The 22308-nt window shown below is 31.3% G+C and carries 19 protein-coding genes; 15 read left to right on the top strand and 4 right to left on the bottom strand.

The window, feature by feature from the left end; genetic code table 11:
- Positions 1-126 precede the first annotated feature (126 nt).
- The 9 genes from MUN68_RS16750 to MUN68_RS16710 all read left to right on the top strand — a co-directional run bounded on the left by MUN68_RS16750 (position 127) and on the right by MUN68_RS16710 (position 11435).
- Positions 127-975 carry a universal stress protein gene (locus MUN68_RS16750; RefSeq protein WP_249992783.1) on the top strand — a complete coding sequence of 283 codons (849 nt, stop codon included), beginning with the start codon at positions 127-129 and terminating at the stop codon, positions 973-975.
- Positions 972-3167 (top strand): SulP family inorganic anion transporter, encoded by a 2196-nt coding sequence (locus tag MUN68_RS16745; protein ID WP_249992784.1) that lies wholly within the window; start codon positions 972-974, stop codon positions 3165-3167. The genes MUN68_RS16750 and MUN68_RS16745 overlap by 4 nt, the downstream gene beginning before the upstream one ends.
- A gap of 51 nt (positions 3168-3218) precedes the next feature.
- Positions 3219-4079, top strand: coding sequence for an MBL fold metallo-hydrolase (locus tag MUN68_RS16740; RefSeq protein WP_249992785.1), 861 nt, complete (start codon positions 3219-3221; stop codon positions 4077-4079).
- 1 nt (position 4080) lies between these two features.
- The gene (locus MUN68_RS16735) at positions 4081-5697 is read left to right on the top strand and encodes a S8 family peptidase (RefSeq protein ID WP_249992786.1); all 1617 of its coding nucleotides are present in this window, start codon (positions 4081-4083) and stop codon (positions 5695-5697) included.
- 16 nt (positions 5698-5713) lie between these two features.
- Complete coding sequence (locus MUN68_RS16730; RefSeq protein ID WP_249992787.1) at positions 5714-7591, top strand: M1 family metallopeptidase; 1878 nt, start codon at positions 5714-5716, stop codon at positions 7589-7591.
- A 96-nt stretch (positions 7592-7687) separates the two neighbouring features.
- Entirely contained in the window at positions 7688-8482 is a 795-nt protein-coding gene (locus MUN68_RS16725; protein ID WP_249992788.1) for an XRE family transcriptional regulator, read from the top strand.
- Between the two features lie 7 nt (positions 8483-8489).
- Positions 8490-8867: a ribonuclease P protein component gene (gene rnpA, locus MUN68_RS16720; RefSeq protein ID WP_249992789.1), complete on the top strand. Its 378-nt coding sequence runs from the start codon at positions 8490-8492 to the stop codon at positions 8865-8867.
- 12 nt (positions 8868-8879) lie between these two features.
- Entirely contained in the window at positions 8880-10517 is a 1638-nt protein-coding gene (locus tag MUN68_RS16715) for a S41 family peptidase (RefSeq protein WP_249993939.1), read from the top strand.
- A 66-nt stretch (positions 10518-10583) separates the two neighbouring features.
- A complete protein-coding gene (locus tag MUN68_RS16710; RefSeq protein ID WP_249992791.1) occupies positions 10584-11435 on the top strand; it encodes an OmpA family protein in 852 nt (283 codons plus the stop codon).
- On the opposite strand, the gene MUN68_RS16705 is transcribed toward MUN68_RS16710, so the two are convergent.
- The 3 genes from MUN68_RS16705 to rpiB all read right to left on the bottom strand — a co-directional run bounded on the left by MUN68_RS16705 (position 11432) and on the right by rpiB (position 13418).
- Entirely contained in the window at positions 11432-11875 is a 444-nt protein-coding gene (locus MUN68_RS16705) for a GNAT family N-acetyltransferase (protein ID WP_249992792.1), read from the bottom strand. The two genes, MUN68_RS16710 and MUN68_RS16705, sit on opposite strands and share 4 nt — an antisense overlap.
- A gap of 90 nt (positions 11876-11965) precedes the next feature.
- Positions 11966-12883, bottom strand: a complete 918-nt coding sequence (locus MUN68_RS16700; protein WP_249992794.1) for a cation diffusion facilitator family transporter — start codon at positions 12881-12883, stop codon at positions 11966-11968.
- A 103-nt stretch (positions 12884-12986) separates the two neighbouring features.
- A complete protein-coding gene (rpiB, locus tag MUN68_RS16695) occupies positions 12987-13418 on the bottom strand; it encodes a ribose 5-phosphate isomerase B (RefSeq protein ID WP_249992796.1) in 432 nt (143 codons plus the stop codon).
- Between the two features lie 623 nt (positions 13419-14041).
- Here rpiB and MUN68_RS16690 point away from each other — a divergent pair.
- Positions 14042-15493: a T9SS type A sorting domain-containing protein gene (locus MUN68_RS16690; protein WP_249992798.1), complete on the top strand. Its 1452-nt coding sequence runs from the start codon at positions 14042-14044 to the stop codon at positions 15491-15493.
- Positions 15494-15514: 21 nt separating this feature from the next.
- On the opposite strand, the gene MUN68_RS16685 is transcribed toward MUN68_RS16690, so the two are convergent.
- Positions 15515-17332, bottom strand: coding sequence for a T9SS type A sorting domain-containing protein (locus tag MUN68_RS16685; protein WP_249992800.1), 1818 nt, complete (start codon positions 17330-17332; stop codon positions 15515-15517).
- 359 nt (positions 17333-17691) lie between these two features.
- On the opposite strand from MUN68_RS16685, the gene MUN68_RS16680 reads away from it, so the two are divergent.
- The 5 genes from MUN68_RS16680 (at position 17692) to MUN68_RS16660 (ending at position 22299) form a co-directional block, all read left to right on the top strand.
- A complete protein-coding gene (locus MUN68_RS16680; protein WP_249992802.1) occupies positions 17692-19929 on the top strand; it encodes a ribonuclease R family protein in 2238 nt (745 codons plus the stop codon).
- Between the two features lie 212 nt (positions 19930-20141).
- Complete coding sequence (locus tag MUN68_RS16675) at positions 20142-20435, top strand: YbjQ family protein (protein WP_249992804.1); 294 nt, start codon at positions 20142-20144, stop codon at positions 20433-20435.
- Positions 20436-20516: 81 nt separating this feature from the next.
- The gene (locus MUN68_RS16670) at positions 20517-21191 is read left to right on the top strand and encodes a head GIN domain-containing protein (protein ID WP_249992806.1); all 675 of its coding nucleotides are present in this window, start codon (positions 20517-20519) and stop codon (positions 21189-21191) included.
- 67 nt (positions 21192-21258) lie between these two features.
- Positions 21259-21933, top strand: coding sequence for a LysE family translocator (locus MUN68_RS16665; RefSeq protein WP_249992808.1), 675 nt, complete (start codon positions 21259-21261; stop codon positions 21931-21933).
- A 15-nt stretch (positions 21934-21948) separates the two neighbouring features.
- Positions 21949-22299, top strand: coding sequence for a ribose-5-phosphate isomerase (locus tag MUN68_RS16660; protein WP_249992809.1), 351 nt, complete (start codon positions 21949-21951; stop codon positions 22297-22299).
- The last annotated feature ends 9 nt before the right edge of the window (positions 22300-22308 follow it).

Here is a 22308-nt window from a genome sequence, read left to right as displayed (position 1 = left end):
ATTTTGAAAGCTAAAGATAAACCAATTTTAACTACTTAAAAAACAACAAAAACCTACTTAATAATTTATTCTTTTGTAAGCACAAAAAAAGCACTAACTTACCATCAAAATTGATTTAAATAGCGCTTGAATAAAATAAATTTTCATACTATTGGTATTGGTGTTGCATTTTCTCCAAACCTAAAAGCAAATATTTACGAAGCAGCAAGGTTGTCTTTGTTTTTTGAGAGTAAATTAGTGCTTATACATGTTGGTAAAACATCTTCAGAAAAAGAACAGAAACTTCAAGATATTTTAGTCCCTTTTATTAAACAAAACCTCAACTATGAGATCGTATTTAAAACAGGTGAGCCTGTTGATGTTATACTATCTACATCTGAACAAAAACAAGTAAACCTTTTGATTTTAGGGGCTTTACAAAAGGAAAATTTTATGCAATATTATTTAGGTACAATTGCAAGAAAAATTACACGTCAAGCTAAGTGTTCTATTTTATTACTTATTAACCCCTCAGTAGAAAGAGTACCTTGTAAACACATTGTTGTTAATGGTTTGAATGACCCAAAAACAAAGCAAACCATTTCTACAGCCTATTATGTGTCTCATAAATTACAATCAAAAAAAATCACTATAGTTGAAGAAATCACAAAACAAGAAGTTTCTGTAAGTGTTGATGATGATAGGTCACTTAGAAAATCTGCAATCGTAAAGGAGCGTATTAAAAGACGTGAAGATTCTCGGGTAAAACAAATTATTTCTGAAGTTCCTCAACATTTTAAAACAGGGTTACAAACAAAAACCCAATCCATTTTTGGAAAAAGAGGATATAGTATTGGTCATTATGCTCAATTTGTAAGAGCTGATTTATTAATCATGAATGCACCTTTAAAAACTGGATTTTGGGATCGCTTATTTCCACATGATATAGAATATATTTTATCTGAATTACCAACTGATGTCTTAATTATTAGATGACACCAAAAAAGAACAACATATCGCTCTTTTTTAATCAGCTTCCGAAGAATATCTTTTCAGGATTTGTAGTAAGTTTAATAGCTCTTCCTCTAGGCTTAGGTCTCGCTATGGCTAGTGATGCTCCTGCTATAGCTGGTATTATAACAGCTATTGTTGGTGGAGTTATTGTTTCTATATTAGGAGGAAGTTACGTAACAATTACTGGTCCAGGAAATGGGTTGGTTGGTGTGACCTTAGTTGCTATTTCTACATTAGGTTTAGAGACTGCTTATGCTGCAATTATTTGTTCAGGTGCTATAATTATGCTACTTGGTTTTTTACGAATGGGAAATTTAGCAGATTTCTTTCCGTCATCAGCTATTCAAGGTATGCTTGCTGCAATTGGATTAATTATTTTGGGTAAACAATTTCATATCATGTTTGGTCATAAGATATCAAGAGAAAATACAATAGATTATCTCATAGAAATCCCTTTCACAATTAATGATGCTTTACATTATGAAAATACTGGTTTAATTTATGCTGCAGGTGCAGGTGTAATTAGTCTCATAATTATGGTGTACTACTCAAAAATTCGAAACAAATATCTGCAGCTTATTCCAGCACCAATGTGGATTGTTCTTTTATCAGTTGCCTTTAGTTATTATTTTGAATTAGTTCTGCATCAAAATAACCCAATTGCTAAAGAATATATGATTCCAGCAATACCTTCTTTTTCTGAAATTACAACAGAATTACCTAAGGTGTCTTTCTCTGGAATTGGAAGCTTAGTGTTTTGGGGAAATGTGTTCTCACTAACTTTAATTGCTAGTATAGAATCACTTTTAAGTATTAAAGCCGTTGATAAATTAGATTCTGAAAAACGGCGATCTAACGTAAACAGGGATTTAAAAGGCTTAGGTTTAGCTACTATTGGAAGTGGGTTTTTAGGTGGTTTAAATGTTGTAACTGTAATCGCTAGAAGTTCTGTAAATGTAAATAATGGTGGAACCAATCGCTCTTCAAACTTTTTTCATGCGTTCTTTCTTGTCGTTTTTATTGTATTGTTCAGTTCTCAATTAACAAGAATTCCGTTGCCAGCTTTAATGGCAATATTAGTATATACTGGCTATAAATTGGCTTCTCCAGATTTAATTAAAAAGATTTTTTCTATAGGAAAGGAACAGCTTTTCATCTTTTTTGTTACACTACTAACAACACTAAAATTCGGATTAATTCTTGGTATTTCTGCTGGTGTAATTGTCACAATTATTATCCACTTTATTATTAATAAAAATATCACTCTATTTTTAAGACATTGGATAAAACCAAATGTATTGATGTTTAGAGAAGATGATGAAAAATCGAACTACTATGTTAGTGTAAAACATTTTTGCACCTTCGCTAATTTTTACAGATTAAAACAAAAACTTGATGCTATTCCAGAAGAAAATGACGTCATAATAGATTTCTCTTTATGTGAGTTTGTTGACCATACTGTAATGGAAAACCTCAATAATTATCAGAGTACATTTACTAAAAAAGGAGGTCATTTAGATATTATTGGCTTAGACATGCATGATGCTGACTCTAAGCATCCTTTTGCTCTTAGAAAAATAGTTGCTGTACCAAAGCTCTTTGGTTACAACCTAACTAAAAGACAAGAAAACCTTGAAACTATAGCGAATGATTACAAACTTATATATAACGCAGAAAAAAACAAAGACACTCATTTTTTAAACCCTTTTCTATTTTTTAAAGTCAAGCAAATCAATCATATTTATAATAAATTAGCAGATAAAAGTAAGAGTTTTAAGCTTTTTGATATTGAATTTTCTGAAGGCGAATTCATCGCTAAAGAAGTCATTAGAACGTCAATGCTTCATATCGTTTTAGATAAATCTATTCCTGTGTTCACACTTGATAGAGAAAGTTTATTTGATAAGGTATATGCTCTTGCTGGGTTTTCTGATATTAATTTCGAACATCATCAAGATTTTTCTAAACGTTTTCATTTAGTAGGCGAAGATAGAGAAGCTATTAAAACACTATTTAATGATGATGTGATACACTTTTTTGAAAGTAATCCGTATTATCACATTGAATCTAATGGAAACTGTTTACTTATTTTTAGCAAACAACGTCTGGCTAGTACAAAAGAAATTAAAGCACTTTTAGACTTTGGGAAGCGTTTAAAGCAAGTTATATCTTAATAAACTGCTAAAACCTATCGTGTTCATGGTCATATTTATTAATTTGCAAACATGAATTTATATCCTATAAACGCTGGTAATTTTAAACTTGATGGTGGTGCAATGTTTGGTGTTGTCCCAAAATCACTTTGGACAAGAACCAATCCTTCAGATGCCAATAATATGATTGATATCGCAGCTCGCTGTTTGTTAATTGAAGATGGAAATCGATTGATTTTAATCGATACTGGAATGGGAAACAAACAAAGCGATAAGTTTTTTGGCTACTATTTTCTTTGGGGAAATGATACTATTGATAATTCTCTTAAAGCCCATGGATTTCATCGTGATGATATTACAGATGTATTTATGACGCATTTACATTTTGATCATTGTGGTGGTAGTGTTCAATGGAATAATGACCGAACAGGTTATGAAATTGCATTTAAAAACGCTCAATTTTGGAGTAATAAAAATCACTGGCAATGGGCTACAAATCCAAACAACCGCGAAAAAGCATCTTTCTTAAAAGAAAATATTTTACCTATAGAAGATAGTGGGCATTTAAAATTTACATCGCTTCCAGAATCCAACATACTTAAAAACTCTGAGTTAGGTTTCGATATCTTCTTTGCAAATGGGCATACCGAAAAACAAATGATTCCAATGATTCAATATAAAGATAAAACCATTTGTTTTATGGCTGATTTACTTCCTACTGCTGGCCACATACCTCTTCCATTTGTTATGGGTTACGATACTAGACCGTTGTTGACTTTAGATGAAAAAGAAAAATTTCTAAATCTAGCAGCTAACAACAATTACTATTTGTTTTTAGAACACGATGCTCACAACGAAATTATTACTGTTCAGCATACAGAAAAAGGGGTAAGGCTAAAAGATGTGTACACTACATATGATATTTTTAATTAAAATGAATAACTACATTAAATATTTTGCTTTACTAGTTTTCTTTTCAATGTTTCTTTTTGGATGTGGTGGTTCATCAGCTATTATTTCAACACCTACTGAAAACATTGATAGCTCACCTATAAAAGTTTCTCCTTTAACTGAAAATGAACTAAAAACATGGTCGCATTTGGATTTGGTAAAAGATACTATTCCAGGAATGAGTGTTGAAAAAGCGTATTCAGATATTATAAAAAGGAAAATGGGAAAACCCGTTATTGTTGCAGTAATAGACTCTGCAACTGATATTGATCATGAAGATTTAGATGATGTTCTATGGACGAATGAAAATGAAATTCCTAATAACGGAAAAGATGATGATAACAATGGTTATGTTGATGATATTCATGGCTGGAATTTTATTGGAGACACCTATTATGAACAATTTGAATATGTGCGATTATTAGCTTCAGGAGATACGAATAATCCAAGGTATACTGAAGCTCAAGAAAAATATAATGAACAGTTTCAAAAGTATTCTCAACTCAAAATAAACTCCTCCAAATTATTACAAGATGTTATTGATGCAGATAATGCTGTTTCTAAACATTTAAAAAAGAAAGATTATACACAAAAAGACATCTCTGCAATTAAAACGGATAACAAAGAGCTTCAAGATTCCGTAGCATTAATAGATTACATTTTTAGTATAGATAGATATGATACTGTTGAAGCATTTAAAGAAGCGGTCGAAGGTGATCTAATGACCATTAGTATACGATTAGATTATCATCTAAATAAAAGCCATAAGGGTAGAAAAACAGAAGATAATCCAAATGATTTATCAGATGTTGGCTATGGTAACAACAACCCAAGACCAACAGTGAAAACAGAAAGCCACGGAACTCATGTAAGCGGCATTATTTTGGCTGAACGTGACAACGATATAGGCGTAAAAGGTGTTGCTAATAATGCCAAACTTATGGCTATTCGCTCTACTCCTAATGGAGATGAATATGACAAAGATGTTGCATTGGCTATTCGATATGCTTCAGATAATGGTGCAAAAATTATTAATATGAGTTTTGGTAAATCTTTTTCACCTCATAGCGATTGGGTGAAAGATGCTATTTTATATGCAGCAGCAAAAGATGTACTTATTGTTCATGGTTCTGGAAATGATGGTCATAATATCGATCTAAATAAAAATTACCCTAACGATATTATTAATAAAACGTCTGAGATTTCTGATAATTATATTACAGTTGGTGCTTTAACTCCAAGATATGGTTCGAGTATGGTTGCTGATTATTCTAACTTCGGAAAGGTTAATGTTGATGTTTTTGCTCCTGGATCTGAAATATATTCGTCTTTACCAGAAAACGAATACAAATTACAAAATGGTACATCAATGTCTGCACCTAATGTCTCTGGTGTTGCTGCTTTAATCCGTTCTCAATTCCCAAATTTAACAGCACCTCAAGTAAAACAAATTATCATGGATTCTGGATTGCCTATAAACACCAAAGTAGTTGTAGGTGAATCAGAAACTATTGAAAACCTTGCTGACATCTCTAAATCCGGAAAAATTGTTAATGCATACAATGCCTTAATTATGGCATCACAAATTGGAAATCAATAAGTATCAAATTTAAATCATGAAACATACTTCATTTTTACTCTCTTGTTTTGTGTGTTTTCTATTGACGTCACATGCTATTTCGCAAACACCTCAAATTGTCTACAAAACTGATGGTTATTGGCAGCAACAAGCAGATTATATAATGGAAATTGATATGAATGTTTCAACATATCAATTTACAGGAAAGCAAAAGATTATATACACCAACAATTCTCCAGATGTATTAGATAAAGTATTTTATCATCTCTATTTTAATGCCTTTCAACCAGGTAGTGAAATGGATATGAAAGCTCAAACCATTGCAGATCCAAGTAAACGAATGGTTATTAATGTTGGTGAAAAAGGAGATCCAATTTATGAAAGTAAAATTGCAAAATTACAACCAGATGAGATTGGATATATTAATGTAATAGCGCTTTCACAAAATGGAATAGCGCTGAATTATAACGTAGAAGGCACAGTTTTAGAAGTTCAACTAGCAAACACGATTCAGCCAGGTGAACACGTTGAATTTGATATGGTTTTTAAAGGTCAAGTGCCTGATCAAATTCGTCGTTCTGGACGAAGCAACTTAGAAAATGTCGCCTTATCAATGTCGCAATGGTATCCTAAATTAGCAGAATATGATGATGAAGGTTGGCATGCCTATTCGTACATTGGAAGAGAGTTTTATGGTGTTTGGGGAAATTATGATGTAAAAATAACCATAGATAAAAATTATGTTTTAGGTGGTACAGGTTACCTTCAAAATCCAAACGAAATTGGTCATGGCTATGAAACTTCAAAAGTAAAACCTTCTAAAAGCGATAAACTCACTTGGCATTTTATAGCACCAAATGTTCATGATTTTGCTTGGGCAGCTGATCCAGACTATAATCATGATACCTTAAACGTTGAAAATGGTCCAACACTTCACTTCTTGTATAAAAATACTATGGCTCCAGAAAAATTGGAGAACTGGAAACAATTACAGCCAAAAGCTGCTAAATTAATGACCTATTACAGTGATTTGGTTGGTGCTTATCCTTATAAACAATACTCCATAATTCAAGGAGGTGATGGAGGCATGGAGTATGGAATGTGTACACTCATTAATGGTGAAGATAATCTAGAAAGCATGTTTAGATCTACTGTATCTCACGAAATGGCACATACTTGGTTTCAGTTTTTATTAGCAACTAATGAAGCTAAACACGAGTGGATGGATGAAGGTTTTTCCACCTATATCGAATACAAAGCAATGGATGATTTTTATAACGAGAATAAAACTAATCCATGGAAAAGATCATATTCTAGATATATAAATATTGCTAATTCGGGTCTAGAACAACCACAAACAACATATGCAGATAAATATGAATTAAACAATTTATATAGTGCTGCATCTTATCATAAAGGTTGTGTGTTTTTAGCACAATTAGGCTATGTAATTGGTGAAGATAATTTAGTGAAAACCATTAAAAAATATTACAACAATTTTGCATTTAAACATCCTAAACCAATAGATATTATTCGAACCGCAGAAAAAATTTCTGGAATTGAACTCGATTGGTATTTAATAGATTTCACACAAACCACAAATACTATAGATTATGCTGTTAAAAGCATCGATACTAAAACAGTTACTCTTGAACGTATTGGACTCATGGCAATGCCTATAGATGTTAGAATCACTTATACTGATGGATCAGTTGAAGATTTTTACATTCCGCTTCGTCAAATGCGAGGAGAAAAACCAACCTCAGCGACATTACTTAAAGATTGGGCTTGGGTGTTTCCAACGTATAGTTTTAAAACATCAAAAAAAGTAGCATCTGTTCAAATAGATCCATCAAGTTTAATGGCAGATGTAAATAGTGAAGATAATCTATTACTTAAAGACAAAAACAACTAATTCTTGCTGTATAATATAGTATAACAAATGTTTGATTTTGCTGTGCTTTTAGTATATTGGCTGTGACATCAAATAAGAGATTCAATACGTTGCAATATGCTACATATAGATGAAAAAATAACGACAATTATAAATCGGTTTAACCTTAATAACTACGCGTTTTCAAAACGTATTGGTGTTACAGGAACAACGATAGATAGTATCGTTAATGGTCGACCACAGAAAAATGGTTCTCGTAAAAAAACCAAACCTGGTTATGATGTACTTTTAGCTATTATAGATACATTTGATATTAATCCTGATTATCTCTTTGGAAAAAGCGACATCATGCTTACCTCAGAAATTAATCCTATTCCAACATATTCAGGAATACCACAAGTCATTTCTACGACATCTGAAGGTAAAGAAAATGTGGTATTTGTAACCACAAGAGCAAGAGCAGGTTATCTAAATGGCTATGGAGATACTGCCTATATTGAGTCGCTTCCATCTTTTAAAATGCCATTATTGACTAACGGAACTTTTAGATGTTTTGAAGTTCAAGGCAATTCAATGGTACAAACATTTTATGATGGTGATTTGGTTTTTGGAAAGTATATTGAAGCTATTTCAGATATTAAAAATAATGACGTTTATATTGTGGTCAGTAAAAATGATGGTGTGGTTTTGAAACGAGTTTTTAATCCAACTGAAAATGCACAAAGACTTATTCTAAAAAGCGATAATAAAGATGGAAATTTCCCTGACTACATTATAAATTCAGAAGATGTAATGGAAATATGGAAAGTCGTAATGTACGCATCAAAACAAATTCCGAAACCTGTTGATGTGTTTGATAAACTGCATGAACTTGAAAGTAAAATTATGAACCTAGAACATAAAATACACTAAAGATTACATGTCATTTTCCTACCCTAAAAAAGAAAAACTGAAAAGCCAGAAGTTGATTGATCGACTGTTTTCTGAAGGAAAGTCTATATCTTCGTTTCCGCTTCGGATGGTGTATTTAAAAACGGATTTTGAAGACCATACTCAGTTTAAAACAGGAGTGTCAACTAGCAAACGAAACTTCAAAAATGCAGTCGATAGAAATCGAATAAAACGCTTACTTAGAGAATCTTACAGACTCAACAAAGCCGTATATTTTAACAACATTTCTGAGTCTTATGCGTTAATGATTTTGTACATTAGTAAAGATGGAACAGATTTTGAGTCCGTTGACATAAAAATGAAACAACTTTTAGATACTTTTTCTAAAAAAGTGTCCCAAAACTAAATGATGAAAATGATGAAAAGAGTATCACAAAAACGAATCCTTATTCCGCTACTTGCAATCACTATATTTTTTGGAGGAACCGCTTTTAAAAGTGATTTTTTTGAAATTGCAAAACAAATAGAAATTTTTACGACTGTATTTAAAGAACTCAACATGAATTATGTTGATGATACCAATCCTGGAGATCTAATGGATACAGCGATTAAAAGTATGCTTGCAGATCTAGATCCTTATACCAATTACTACAACGAACAAGATGTTGAAGCTTCAAGAATTAATAACTCTGGAGATTATACAGGAATTGGTGCTAATGTATTAACACTTAAAGATAAATTAGTAATTGTAGAACCTTATAAAGATTTTGCAGCTGATAAAGCGGGTTTAAAAGCTGGTGATGAAATTATAAAAGTAGACAATGTTGTGGTTGCAGATTTTAAAGATGATGCTGGAAACCTTCTCCAAGGTGCTGCAGGTTCAGAAGTTAAAGTGACATATATAAGACAAGGAAAAACAGAAATAGCAACTATTAAACGAGAAGCTGTTGATATTCATGCAGTTCCTCATTTTTCTATGATCGATGAAAAAACAGGCTATATTGTACTTCGGAAATTTACACGTAAAGCTTCTTCAGAAACAAAAAATGCTTTAAGAGCTTTAAAAAATCAAGGTGCAAAACAACTCATTTTAGATCTTAGAGGAAATCCTGGTGGTTTACTAACTGAAGCAGTTAATGTCACAAATATTTTCGTGCCTAAAGATCAATTGGTTGTAACCACCAAATCAAAAGTTAAAAAATATAATAAAACGTACTACACACAAAAAGAACCTATAGATACTGAAATTCCTGTGGTCGTTCTTATTGATGGAAGTAGTGCTTCTGCTAGTGAAATTGTTTCAGGAGCGCTTCAGGATCTGGATCGCGCTGTTGTTATTGGCGCAAGGAGTTTCGGAAAAGGCTTAGTGCAACGTCCAAAACCACTCATTTATGGTACACAAATAAAAGTGACCATTTCACGTTATTACACACCTTCTGGTCGATGTATTCAAGCATTGGATTATTGGAATAGAGACGAAAATGGAAAAGCCACTAGAACTAAACGTGAAAATTATAATGCATTTAAAACCAAAAAAGGAAGAACGGTTTATGATGGTGGTGGTGTTCAGCCAGATTTAGAATTAGACGAAACAAAAAAGAGTCCAATTACTAACGCTGTTATTGCTGAAAATTTAATTTTTAAATACGCTACAGAATACTATTACAATAATCCTGAACCTGCAGATGTTACACAATTTAAATTGGCAGATACTGAATTTTCAAACTTTAAAAAATTCTTAAAAAATAACAACTTTGATTTTGAGACCAAAGCCGAAAAAGCCTTTGCTGGAGCTTATTTAGTTGCAAAAGAAGAAAAAATAGGTACTGCTATAGATTCAGATTATGAAGATTTATTAAATGCCTTAAACAGATATAAAACGCAAGCAATTGATACCAATAAAACAGAATTATTAGCGTTATTATCAGACGAAATTATAAAACGATACTTTTACAGAGAAGGGCTTTATACATATTATAAAGCTACAAATCCTGAGATTCAAAAAAGTAAAGACATTCTTAATTCAAGCTCGAATTATCAAGGATATTTGGATTAAATAGCTTTATATTTTTGAAATAAGAGCCAAAATAGACTATATTAGAATCCCTATTTTATAGACTTTATGAAAAAAATAGCACTCATTTTATTACTTTTTACTTCGTTTTTGTTTGCTCAAACAGACATCAAAACACACGAAGTCTATTTTGAAACCGATCAGTTTGAAGTTCCTCCTACAGAACATTATAGGTTACTCCTATTTTTATCTGAAATAGAGTCGTTGGATATTAAAAAAATATCTATTTATGGGTTTACAGATGATAGAGGAAGTGATTCTTACAACTTGGTGTTGTCTCAAAATAGAGCCAACGAAATAAAAACTATTTTTTCTAATAATGAATTTGATGAATCCATCATCACTAACGTTGATGGAAAAGGAGAAGTCCTTTTGAAACTCATTAAAGAAGAGGATATTCATAAAATTAGAGGACTCAACCGAAAGGTTGAAATAATTGTTGAACCTTATAATCCTGCACGCGTTCAAAAAGTTGTAAATAAAGAACCTCAGAAACTTGAAGATATTATTAAAGGAGAGTTAGTTGCTGGTGATAAATTCACATTAGAAAACATTCTTTTTAAAACAGGTTATAGTAAATTACTGCCTGAATCTAAGTCAACACTTGAGGGTTTAGCTCAGGCATTATTAGAACGAAAAGATATTTACTTTACTATTCAAGGTCATGTGTGTTGTACAAAATATAGTAGAGATGCTATTGACCGTCAAACTAAAAAAAGAAATTTATCGTTAGCAAGAGCAAAGTTTATCTATGATTATTTAGCTAAAAAAGGAGTTGATAAACGACGTATGAAGTATGTTGGTATGCGACGTAAATTTCCTCTAGGTGGAGAGCCAAAATTTGATCGACGTGTTGAAGTTTTAGTCACTTATGTTGGTACTGCAAACCAAAGAAATTAATTTCTAATCATTGCTATATGTGGAATACCATCTTCGAGGTACTCCTCTCCTACTTCAAAAAATTCTAAGGCATTATAAAATCGCTTTAAATACGTTTGTGCAGAAATTTTAATAGTACTTACTTGATAATGACTTTTAATCGCTTTAATAGAAGCCTTCATAATCTCATAACCATATTTATGCTCACGTTGAGAATCTTTAACCACTACTCTACCAATACTGGCTTTATCAAAATAATAACCCGGTTTGAAAAGTCTTGTATAAGCCACAACGTTTCCATCTTTAAAGCCTATTACATGTAATGCGTTATGATCTTTTCCGTCGATATCTTGATACACGCAATCTTGTTCTACCACAAATACTTCACTTCTAAGTTGAAGTACATCGTATAATTCTTGTGTCGTTAATTCTTGAAAGGTTTTGACTTTTATTTTTAACATTATTTTAAATGATTTGTCATCCTGAACTTGTTTCAGAAGCTCATTATTATAGATGATGACGTCTTAATTATTTTAATTTATAGTAATATATTAATCCTGTACAATCACATGTTTATCATCACACTTACCAAATTCTGGTTGAATGTTAACATGATTAATTCCGAAGTTATGAAAAACCAAGTCTTCAATCTTGTGCAAGATGACATCAAATTCTGATAAGGTAATGTCCTCTTTAAAATCGATATGTGCTTCTAAATGAATTTCTTCTTCATTCAATTGCCAAATATGCACATGATGCACATTTTTAATAACGTCTATATCTTGAACGACACGAACAATATCTTCAACTTCAATATCTTCTGGAGTGAATAACATTAATACTTTAAATGAATTTTTAAGTAAGCTATAACCCATTATGATAAGATACACAGCAATAGCAAACGTCAAGACACTATCTACCAAAAATAATTGGAAATACTTCATCAATAAACCACCAATTAACACTGCAACACTAGCCATCATATCGGTTAGTAAATGTAAATAGGCACTTTTCATATTCATATTAGATTGGCTATCTTTTTTTAGAAGTAAGACGCTAAAACCATTTCCTAAAATGGCAACAAACGATAACCAAATCACTAGATTTGATTCAATCTCTTGCGGATTTTGAAAACGCTCAACGGCTTCAATAATTAATAAAACTGCCACAATAATAAGTGTCGCAGCATTAATGAAAGCGGCTAAAATTTCAGCACGTTTATAACCAAAGGTTTTTTGTAATGAGGCTTGTTTTTTAGAAAGTCGTTCAGCAATATAACTTACCATCAGCGAGACAACATCACTAAAATTATGGAGTGCATCACTCAGTAATGATAAACTTCCAGAAAGTAATCCACCAATCACTTGAGCAACAGTGATGATGATATTTAATAAGATAGAAATAAGTAGATTTCTACCTTTTAAATCGCTATGATTATGGGAGTGGTTATGATTGTGTGAATGACTCATTACACTATAATAATTATTTGATATCATTCAAAAGGAATAATATGACTGAAGAATCTATCTAATTTTCAAGAGATTCTTTGTCTCACTCTGAATGACAGTATTTTCAACTTAACGGAATTTTATCTACACGGTTTTGGTGTCGTCCACCTTCAAATTCAGTATTTAAAAACGTGTCAACCATTTCAATGGCTTGTTGTTGAGCTGTAAAACGCGCTGGAATACTTAATATATTAGCATCATTATGTTGTCTTGCTAAAGCTACTATTTCCTTATTCCAACACAAAGCAGAACGTACACCTTGATGTTTATTTGCAGTCATGTTAGCACCATTTCCACTTCCGCAGACAATAATTCCTAAATCTACTGTTTTAGATTCAACATCATTCGCTACAGGATGTACAAAATCTGGATAATCTACACTGTCATTTGTGTTTGTTCCGTAGTTATTAACAATAAAACCTTTAGCTTCTAAATGTGCTACAATAGCTTGTTTATATTCAGTTCCTGCGTGATCGTTACCTATTGAAATCGTCATATTTTTCTGTGTTGTTTAAAACCTTAAAGTTAATAATTGCTTATAAATAAACCGAAGGATAATACACTTAGTTCTTCATAATATATAAGTTTGACAAGGATGTGATTTTCTTAACAATTAAGTATTGTTAACTTCTATGGTGATTTATATTCATTACTTGTTAATATCTTCTCTTAAGTATTTACAACTTTTACTAGGATTATCTCGTAATTTTTTCAAACCAAAATTGAAATGAAACAACCTAAAAAGTTACCTAGTTTTTTTAGTCAAGTTATCAGCATCGAAATACTAAGATACCAACACTAAATTTTAAAATACTTATTAAATTTTAGTTGTCAACAGTAATTATTAACAGCTGTTAATAGCTTTATAAATGAAGTTTAAAATGAGGCGTTTATAATTAAAAACCATGTTAACTAATTATTCATCGAATTATATAAGTCACATATCAAAACAAAATACAAAAAAGTTATAGTCACTATTAACACACTATAATAACCATCATTTATTTTTTTAAATTTTAAAAGAAAAATGATAATATGTATATATATGTTGATAACTATAAATTTTAAATTATGGTAGGTAAATATCTAGTTGAGCTGTTTTATATGAAATAGATAGTTATGAAAAAAATTACGTTACTTTTTATTGTAATTCCATTTTTATGTTTTTGTCAAGTCCAAATTGGTAATGATATTAATGGTACTAATATTACTGATAGATTTGGAATTAGTGTATCTATATCTTTAGATGGAAGTATTGTAGCAATTGGTTCAGATTTTAGTGATGAAAATGGGTTTAATTCTGGTTCAGTTAAAGTGTATACAAACATAAATAGTAATTGGGAACAATTAGGAAATACCATAAGTGGTGAAGCAGAATTTGATGGTTCTGGTATTGTTACCACTTTATCATCAGATGGAACTACTGTTGCAATTAGTGCTTTTGGAAATGATGGAAATGGTGATAGAGCAGGACATGTTCGCATATTTAAATTTCAAAATAATTCTTGGATTCAACTTGGATCTGATATTGATGGAGAAAATGAATTAGATTTCTTCGGAAGAAGTACTTCTTTATCTTCTAACGGTAATATAGTAGCAATTAGCTCTGCAGATAATGACACTAATGGAGAAAATACTGGACATGTAAAAATATTTCAATATCAAGGAAATAATTGGACGCAATTAGGAAATACTATCAATGGTACAGCAGATTATCAAAGGTTTGGTGAGAGTATTTCATTATCATCAGATGGCACTATTTTAGCCGTTGGAGCAACAGGAAACTCAAATAAAACAAGTATTTATGAATTTGAAAATAATAATTGGATACAGTTAGGAAACGACATTGTTAATGAAACTCTTTTTGATCAATCAGGTCAATGTGTATCGTTATCTTCTAATGGACAGATAATAGCTGTTGGAGCACCTCTTAATAATGACAATGGAAATGATTCTGGTTATGTTCGTGTATTTGAATATTTAAATAATGAATGGCAACAATTAGGTGATGATATAAATGGAGAGGCTTCAAATGATTATTCTGGATGGTCTTTGAGTTTATCTTCTGATGGAACAACTGTTGCAATTGGAGCACATTTAAATGATGGAAGTGAACCAGATGCAGGTCATGTTCGCGTGTATAATTTTGAAAATAATAGTTGGACACAAGTAGGAATCGATATTGATGGCGAAGCTTCTGAAGATAATTTTGGTACAAGTGTATCCTTATCTGGAGATGGTACAACATTAGCTGTTGGAGCATTAAATAATGATGCTAACGGAACTGATTCTGGTCATGTAAGAATCTTCGATTTATCAGATCCTTTATCAATTGATGAATTTCAAAATTCTATGTTTCAGCTTTATCCAAACCCAACCAAAAATCAATTCACAATTCAATTAAATAATACTTCAATCTTAAAAGAAATAAATATTTACAACACTTTAGGTCAAGTGGTTTTAACTTCTGAAAATACAGTAATTGACACCTCAACATTGGCTTCAGGTTCTTACATTGTAGAAATTCAAACCACAGAAGGTAAAGCGTCTAAAAAACTAATTATAGATTAGTATAAAATAAATATTACGTTATTAATTTTTCATTAGTTTTTTTGTAATACTACCTTTATCTGTGGTTATTTTTATTAAATATAAACCAGATTCTAAATGACTTGTAGAAATAGTAGTACGCGTAGCTGTGAGTATTACTTTTCCTGTGATATCATATAATGTCACATGTTGTAATATAGCAACATTGTTTAATAGTATTTGCAACTCATTTTTTACAGGGTTTGGACCAATATATACTTTAGAGACATCAAAGTCTGAAACACTTAAAGCATCACAGTTTTCACTATAACTACAAGTAAAATCTTTTATCCAATTAGTGTAGATTCCTGTACCTGTTGTTGCTGCTGCTTCATCTGCTACAGCAATACAATCTAAGTTAGGTGTATCATAAGCATACATAGTATTTAATACGGTATTCGTACTTACATCTAAAGTACTTAGTAAAGTATTATGAACATACAAAAGAGTTAATTCGGTATTGGTGCTCACATCTAAAGTACTTAGTGGAGTGTTAGAAACAATTAGAGTATTTAATTCGGTATTGGTACTCACATCTAAAGCACTTAGTGAAGTATTATTAGCAGATAGTGTATTCAATTCGGTATTGGTGCTTAAATCTAAGCTACTTATTAAGGTTTCATAAACAATTAAAGTATTTAATTCGGTATTGGTACTTACATCTAAAGCACTTAATGAAGTACTAGTATTGGTATTATGAACATCTAAATAAGTTAATTGAGTATTGGTGCTTACATCTAAACTAGACAACGAGTTGTTAGAAGCATCTAAATAAGTTAATTGAGTATTAGTGCTCACATCTAAATCAGTTATCAAAGTGTAAGAAATATCAAAATAAATTAATGCTATAAAATCCTCTAGTCCTGTTAAATCACTAACATCTGTATTATTTAAATCTACTCCAAATACATTATTAACATTATCTGTTAATACATAATCGTCTAATACATCATCATAACCTTGATCTATTGTGTACTGCTCAAATACATCGTCAGGAATATAAGTACGATTACAAACCTCACTATAATTACAAGTTACATCTTTTTGCCAATTGGTGTAGATTCCTATACCTGCATTGGCTGCTACTTCATCTGCTACAGTAATACAATATAGGTAGTATGTCCCACTGGCTATTAAATCATTTATAAGGTTATTAGTACTCAAATCTAAACTATTTAGCGATGTGTTATAAACATATAATCGTGTTAAAGCCGTATTTACGCTAACATCTAAATTGCTTAAAGGTGTGTTATTAACATCTAAGTCGGTTAAAGCAGTATTTGTGCTCACATCTAAACTGGTTATTGAAGTGTTTCCAATATTTAAAAGTTCTAATGCCGTATTATTACTCACATCTAAACTACTTATTAACGTGCTACCTATCCATAAATTAATTAATGAGGTATTAGTGCTCACATCTATACTATTTATAAAATTATTACTAGCAGATAAACTAGTTAAGGCGGTATTGGCACTCACATCTAAACTACTTATGGATGTACTACTAACTTGTAAAATTTCTAATAACGTATTATTACTTACATCTATACTGCTTAGAGGTGTGTTAAAAACTTGAAAGTTTTTTAATGCAATAAAATCCTCTAGTCCAGTTAAGTCACTAACACTTGTATTATTTAAACCTATATAAGTTACATTATCAATATTAGTTGTTAGCACATAATCATCTAAGACATCATCATAACCTTGGTCTATTAAATATTGCTCAAAGACATCGTCTGGGACGTATGTTGTTTGAGCATATGAATAATTTAAAAATATTAGACTAAATAAAAATAATAGGTAGTGTAATTTTGTATTCATAATACAAGTTTTTAATTAATAGGTTTAAAAACCTAATACCATAAGGTAGATTTTATATACTTAACATTTATAAAAAAAAGTATGGTTGGTTAGTAATTTATTATAGATGGTAGTTGATTCACTTTTTATTTAAAAAGTAGGAGTTATATTTCTAATTATAACAGCTAGTTTCCATTAATTTAACACTTACAAAACAGCATTAAATAATTAAACCGTAGATTTGCAGAAACTTAATAACCTTCTTCTCCTTTTATTAAGTTGAAAATTAATTGTCATTGCGAGCAAAGCGTGGCAATCTCTAATAATAAATGAGATTCTTCGCTTCACTCTAAATGACACACAATTAGATTACAAATTAAATGACAAAACGAAAAAAAAAGAAATCCAATAAAGGGATTCCAAATCTTACAAATACTATTCTGAGTATTTTAAAAAAAGACAGAAACAAAACATTTAACTACAAACAAATTGCTGCTATACTTGGTGTTAACGACGCAAGTAGTAGAAATCAAATCATAAAAAAACTACATCAACTCAAAGCAAAACAAGAGATTGAAGAAGTAGATCGTGGTAAATTTAAAGCCATTGTAAATACCGAATATCACACAGGTCGTGTCGATATGGCATCTAGAGGATCTGGATATATTATATGCGACGATTTTGAAGACGATATTTACATTGCTTCAAACAATATGAATAAAGCACTTCATGGAGATGAGGTCGAATTTTATGCATACAAACGTAGAAAACGTGGCAAGCTTGAAGGTGAAATTACAAGCATCATCAAACGTGCAAAAAGCGAATATGTTGGCGTCATCCAAATTCATGAGAAAAAGAATTTTGCATTCGTCGTTCCTGATGGAAACAAAATGTATAAAGATATTTTTGTCCCAATTAACAAAATTAACAAAGCAGAAGATGGTGACAAAGTTCTTGTCTCTCTTGAAGATTGGCCAGAAAAAGCTGATTCTCCAAACGGAAAAGTTTTAAAAGTATTAGGTAAACCTGGAGAACATAATACAGAAATTCACGCCATTCTTGCTGAGTATGGTTTACCATTAGAATTTCCTCACGAAGTTGAAGAATTTGCCAATAAAATAGATACGTCTATTACTAAAGAAGAAATCGCAAAACGTCGTGATATGCGTAAAGATTTAACCTTTACCATAGATCCAAAAGATGCTAAAGATTTTGATGATGCCTTATCATTTAAAATCTTAGATAATGGTTTATTTGAAATCGGAATTCATATTGCAGATGTCTCTCACTATTTACAAGAAAATACCATTTTAGATGACGAAGCTTTTGAGCGTGCAACGTCTGTGTATTTAGTAGATAGAGTCGTACCAATGCTTCCAGAAATCTTATCAAATGGTGCGTGTTCATTACGTCCACACGAAGAGAAATATACGTTTTCAGCTGTGTTTCATATGAATGAGAAAGCAGAAATAAAAGACCAATGGTTCGGAAGAACAGTAACCTATTCTGATGCGCGATTTGCTTATGAAGAAGCACAAGCTATTATAGAAAATAATGCCACATTGAGCGCAGTCGAAGTGCTTAAAAAGCCAAATAAGATAGATTTAACGATTCCTAAAGAGGTGTCGCTTACAGGTAAAGAATATAAAACATCGCAAAAAGTTGCTCAAGCGACTTTAAAACTAGACGAACTCGCAAAAATCATGCGTCGTAAACGTATGAGTTCTGGTGCGATTTCTTTTGATAAAGTGGAAGTAAAATTCAATTTAGATGACGATGCAAATCCAGTAGGAGTGTACTTTAAAACAAGTAAAGATGCGAATAAACTGATTGAAGAATTCATGTTATTAGCCAACAGAAAAGTTGGTGAATTTATTGGAAAACAAAAGAAAACTTTTATCTATCGTATTCATGACGAACCTGATGATAGTAAATTAGCAGCATTGCAAAATGTTGTTGGACGCTTTGGTTATAAGCTCAATTTTAAAGACCGAAAAAGTGTATCTTCATCCTTGAATAATTTATTAAAAGACGTTAATGGTAAAAAAGAGCAAAATTTGGTTGATACCTTAACAATTCGAACTATGAGTAAAGCCGAATATTCAACACATAACATTGGTCATTACGGATTAGCATTTGATTATTACAGTCATTTCACATCACCAATTCGTCGATATCCAGATGTCATGGCACATCGTTTATTACAACAGTATCTCGATGGTGGAAATTCAGCTAATGCAGACATTTACGAAGAAAAATGTAACCATTCTAGTCGAATGGAATATCTAGCCACTAAAGCAGAACGTGACTCAATCAAATACATGCAAATTCGCTTTATGGAAGATCATAAAAACGAAAATTTTGTTGGTGTGATTTCTGGTGTTACAGATTGGGGAATTTATGTCGAAATCATTGAAAATAAATGCGAAGGCATGGTAAGTGTTAGAGACATGAAAGATGATCATTACCAATTTGATGAAGACCATTTTGCATTAATTGGTAAAAATTCAAAAATAATGTATCAGCTTGGAGATGAGGTTATTGTAAAAGTTAAAAACACCGATTTAGTTAAGAAACATCTTGATTTTACTTTAATAGGTAAGCACGAAGAAGCATAATTTTTTGTCAGTTCGAGTGTTCCAACGATATGTGTTGTTATGTATCGATAATTTTTATGGCGTTACCTAAAGGTCAGGCTATCCGTTATATCTTTTGGTAAAAAAACCAAAAGGATGCCACTTCTATCCTTAACGCGAATCGATACTACTTTTGTAACATTTCCTGAAAAAGAAACACAAATAAGAAAAATAAATAAGAAAAACAATAAACCATGATTCTAACCACAACAAACACTATCGAAGGCTTTAAAATAACAGATTATAAAGGTATTGTCACAGGAACGTCTTCGGAGCTCAAAACAAAATTTTCCTTCAAAAATGATAAAAACATGCAAATCATTGAGGATTTAATGAACGAAGCTAAAGAACAAGCCTTTCAAAAACTTCAAACAAATGCGAGTCATTTAAAAGCCAATGCGGTTGTAGGAATTAGTGTCGATGTTGAAACCGTTGGTGGATCCTACTTTTTTGTTTCCGTCACAGGAACTGCTGTTTTGGTTGCTTAGTTGTATTTAATGATTTTAAAACTGTAACAATTTTGTTTTTGTTCACTCTTTAATAAAAGAAACATATAAATACATAGTCAAATGAAAACTATTTTAACCATTGCATTATTAGTAGTAACATCAGTATTAACAGCACAAAACCCAAAAGAAAAAGGCGTTGGTGATTTTGACGAAGTTAAAGTATACGATCTCATAGAAGTGAATTTAGTCAAATCTGATGTTGATAAAGTTGAGATTACTGGAGATGATATTGAAGATGTAGAAGTCATCAATAAAGATGGAAAGCTAAAAATTAGAATGAAGTTTGATAAAGCCTTTAATGGAGAACGAACTTTTGTTGCCGTGTATTACACCAAATTAAATGTTATTGATGGTAATGAAGGGGCTTTTATTTCTTCAAACGAATTAATAACGCAAGACTATATTGAACTAAGAGCACAAGAAGGAGCAATTTTAAAAATAGGTTTAGATGTCGATAAAGTAGATATTAGAGCAGTTACAGGTGGTATTATTGAAACTAAAGGTAAAGCCATCTCTCAAGACATTGTGTTAAATACAGGAGGCATTTATGAAGGCATGTCTTTCGAAACTAAAAATACAACCGTAAGTATTAAAGCTGCTGGAGAAGCTGAAGTTCATGCCTCAAAAAAGGTCAACGCTAAAGTTCTTGCTGGAGGCGATGTTTTTATTTATGGAAATCCAGACAATATCAAAGAAAAAACAACTTTTGGAGGTCGTGTAAAACGAATGAACTAATCCTTATAGGTTTAGGTTGAGTTAGTGTCTTTTTTTATTAGTTTTGTAGGAAAGCCATGCAACTCATATGTTTGATGATATTTTAGCAGCTATTCCGTTCGGAATTATTCTTGCCTTCACTATTGGTCCAGTATTTTTTGTACTGCTCGAAACTAGTGCTACTAAAGGCTTTAAAAGCGCTTTAATTTTTGATTTAGGCGTTATATTTGCTGATATTGTTTTTATTCTTTTAGCTTTTTACAGTACCAATAAACTTATTGATAAAATAAAAGATGATCCAAATTTCTTGATTTTTGGAGGTGTATTATTGGTTGTTTATGGTATTATTTCTTTTATGAAAACCTCTAAATCATTTAGATCGATTGTTAGAGAATATCATAAAGTAGAGATTGAAAAGAATGCTTATGGGAAATTATTTGTAAAAGGGTTTCTCCTCAATTTTATAAACATTGGAGTACTTTTAGGATGGCTAGGTTTCATTGTTATTGGAAGCTCAATTACCGAATCAGAAAATGGTGTTACAATTTTTATTATAACCATGTTAACGGTTTACTTCCTTACGGACTTGGTGAAAATTGCAGCTGCAAAGCGATTAAAAAATAAGCTTACACCACGACTTATTTATAAAACAAAAAAAATAGTGGCTCTAGCTATTCTAGGTTTTGGAATTTTATTATTGGTTCAAGGCTTATTTCCAGCAGGTAAAGAATTACTTCAAGAAGAAATTGAGCATAGATTATAACTTTAACATTATACTATGCCAAAAACAGAATATCGTATCTACGTTGTAGAATTATCTAAAAAAGTATTTACAGAACACCGTAAATTTAGAGAAGCTAATCCACAATTTAATGGTGTTTTAGAATGTCTTTATGTTGGCATGACCAGTAAAACACCTAAAGAGCGATTTGAACAACACAAAACAGGTTACCGAAATAAAAAAGGCCATAAATTATCTTCAAATATTGTAGAAAAATATGGATCCTATTTAAGACCAAGTTTATACAATCATATTCAGCCATTACAGACTAGAGCAGAAGCTTTAAAAATGGAAGAAACCTTAGCCTTAGAGTTGAGACGACAACGCTATGCTGTGTGGTTTAATTAAATGGTTACA

The sequence above is a fragment of the Psychroserpens ponticola genome (assembly GCF_023556315.2).
GTDB lineage: Bacteria > Bacteroidota > Bacteroidia > Flavobacteriales > Flavobacteriaceae > Psychroserpens > Psychroserpens ponticola.
The sequence above is the reverse complement of the archived record's forward strand: the minus strand, read 5'-3'. Positions and strand labels throughout refer to the sequence as shown.

What these genes read in the sequence shown, in the direction of transcription:
- MUN68_RS16745 (WP_249992784.1), top strand. Translation starts at nt 972, where the DNA reads ATGACACCAAAAAAGAACAACATATCGCTCTTTTTTAATCAGCTTCCG.
- MUN68_RS16740 (WP_249992785.1), top strand. Translation starts at nt 3,219, where the DNA reads ATGAATTTATATCCTATAAACGCTGGTAATTTTAAACTTGATGGTGGT.
- MUN68_RS16735 (WP_249992786.1), top strand. Translation starts at nt 4,081, where the DNA reads ATGAATAACTACATTAAATATTTTGCTTTACTAGTTTTCTTTTCAATG.
- MUN68_RS16730 (WP_249992787.1), top strand. Translation starts at nt 5,714, where the DNA reads ATGAAACATACTTCATTTTTACTCTCTTGTTTTGTGTGTTTTCTATTG.
- MUN68_RS16725 (WP_249992788.1), top strand. Translation starts at nt 7,688, where the DNA reads ATGCTACATATAGATGAAAAAATAACGACAATTATAAATCGGTTTAAC.
- rnpA (WP_249992789.1), top strand. Translation starts at nt 8,490, where the DNA reads ATGTCATTTTCCTACCCTAAAAAAGAAAAACTGAAAAGCCAGAAGTTG.
- MUN68_RS16715 (WP_249993939.1), top strand. Translation starts at nt 8,880, where the DNA reads ATGAAAAGAGTATCACAAAAACGAATCCTTATTCCGCTACTTGCAATC.
- MUN68_RS16710 (WP_249992791.1), top strand. Translation starts at nt 10,584, where the DNA reads ATGAAAAAAATAGCACTCATTTTATTACTTTTTACTTCGTTTTTGTTT.
- MUN68_RS16705 (WP_249992792.1), bottom strand. Translation starts at nt 11,875, where the DNA reads ATGTTAAAAATAAAAGTCAAAACCTTTCAAGAATTAACGACACAAGAA.
- MUN68_RS16700 (WP_249992794.1), bottom strand. Translation starts at nt 12,883, where the DNA reads ATGAGTCATTCACACAATCATAACCACTCCCATAATCATAGCGATTTA.
- rpiB (WP_249992796.1), bottom strand. Translation starts at nt 13,418, where the DNA reads ATGACGATTTCAATAGGTAACGATCACGCAGGAACTGAATATAAACAA.
- MUN68_RS16690 (WP_249992798.1), top strand. Translation starts at nt 14,042, where the DNA reads ATGAAAAAAATTACGTTACTTTTTATTGTAATTCCATTTTTATGTTTT.
- MUN68_RS16685 (WP_249992800.1), bottom strand. Translation starts at nt 17,332, where the DNA reads ATGAATACAAAATTACACTACCTATTATTTTTATTTAGTCTAATATTT.
- MUN68_RS16680 (WP_249992802.1), top strand. Translation starts at nt 17,692, where the DNA reads ATGACAAAACGAAAAAAAAAGAAATCCAATAAAGGGATTCCAAATCTT.
- MUN68_RS16675 (WP_249992804.1), top strand. Translation starts at nt 20,142, where the DNA reads ATGATTCTAACCACAACAAACACTATCGAAGGCTTTAAAATAACAGAT.
- MUN68_RS16670 (WP_249992806.1), top strand. Translation starts at nt 20,517, where the DNA reads ATGAAAACTATTTTAACCATTGCATTATTAGTAGTAACATCAGTATTA.
- MUN68_RS16665 (WP_249992808.1), top strand. Translation starts at nt 21,259, where the DNA reads ATGTTTGATGATATTTTAGCAGCTATTCCGTTCGGAATTATTCTTGCC.
- MUN68_RS16660 (WP_249992809.1), top strand. Translation starts at nt 21,949, where the DNA reads ATGCCAAAAACAGAATATCGTATCTACGTTGTAGAATTATCTAAAAAA.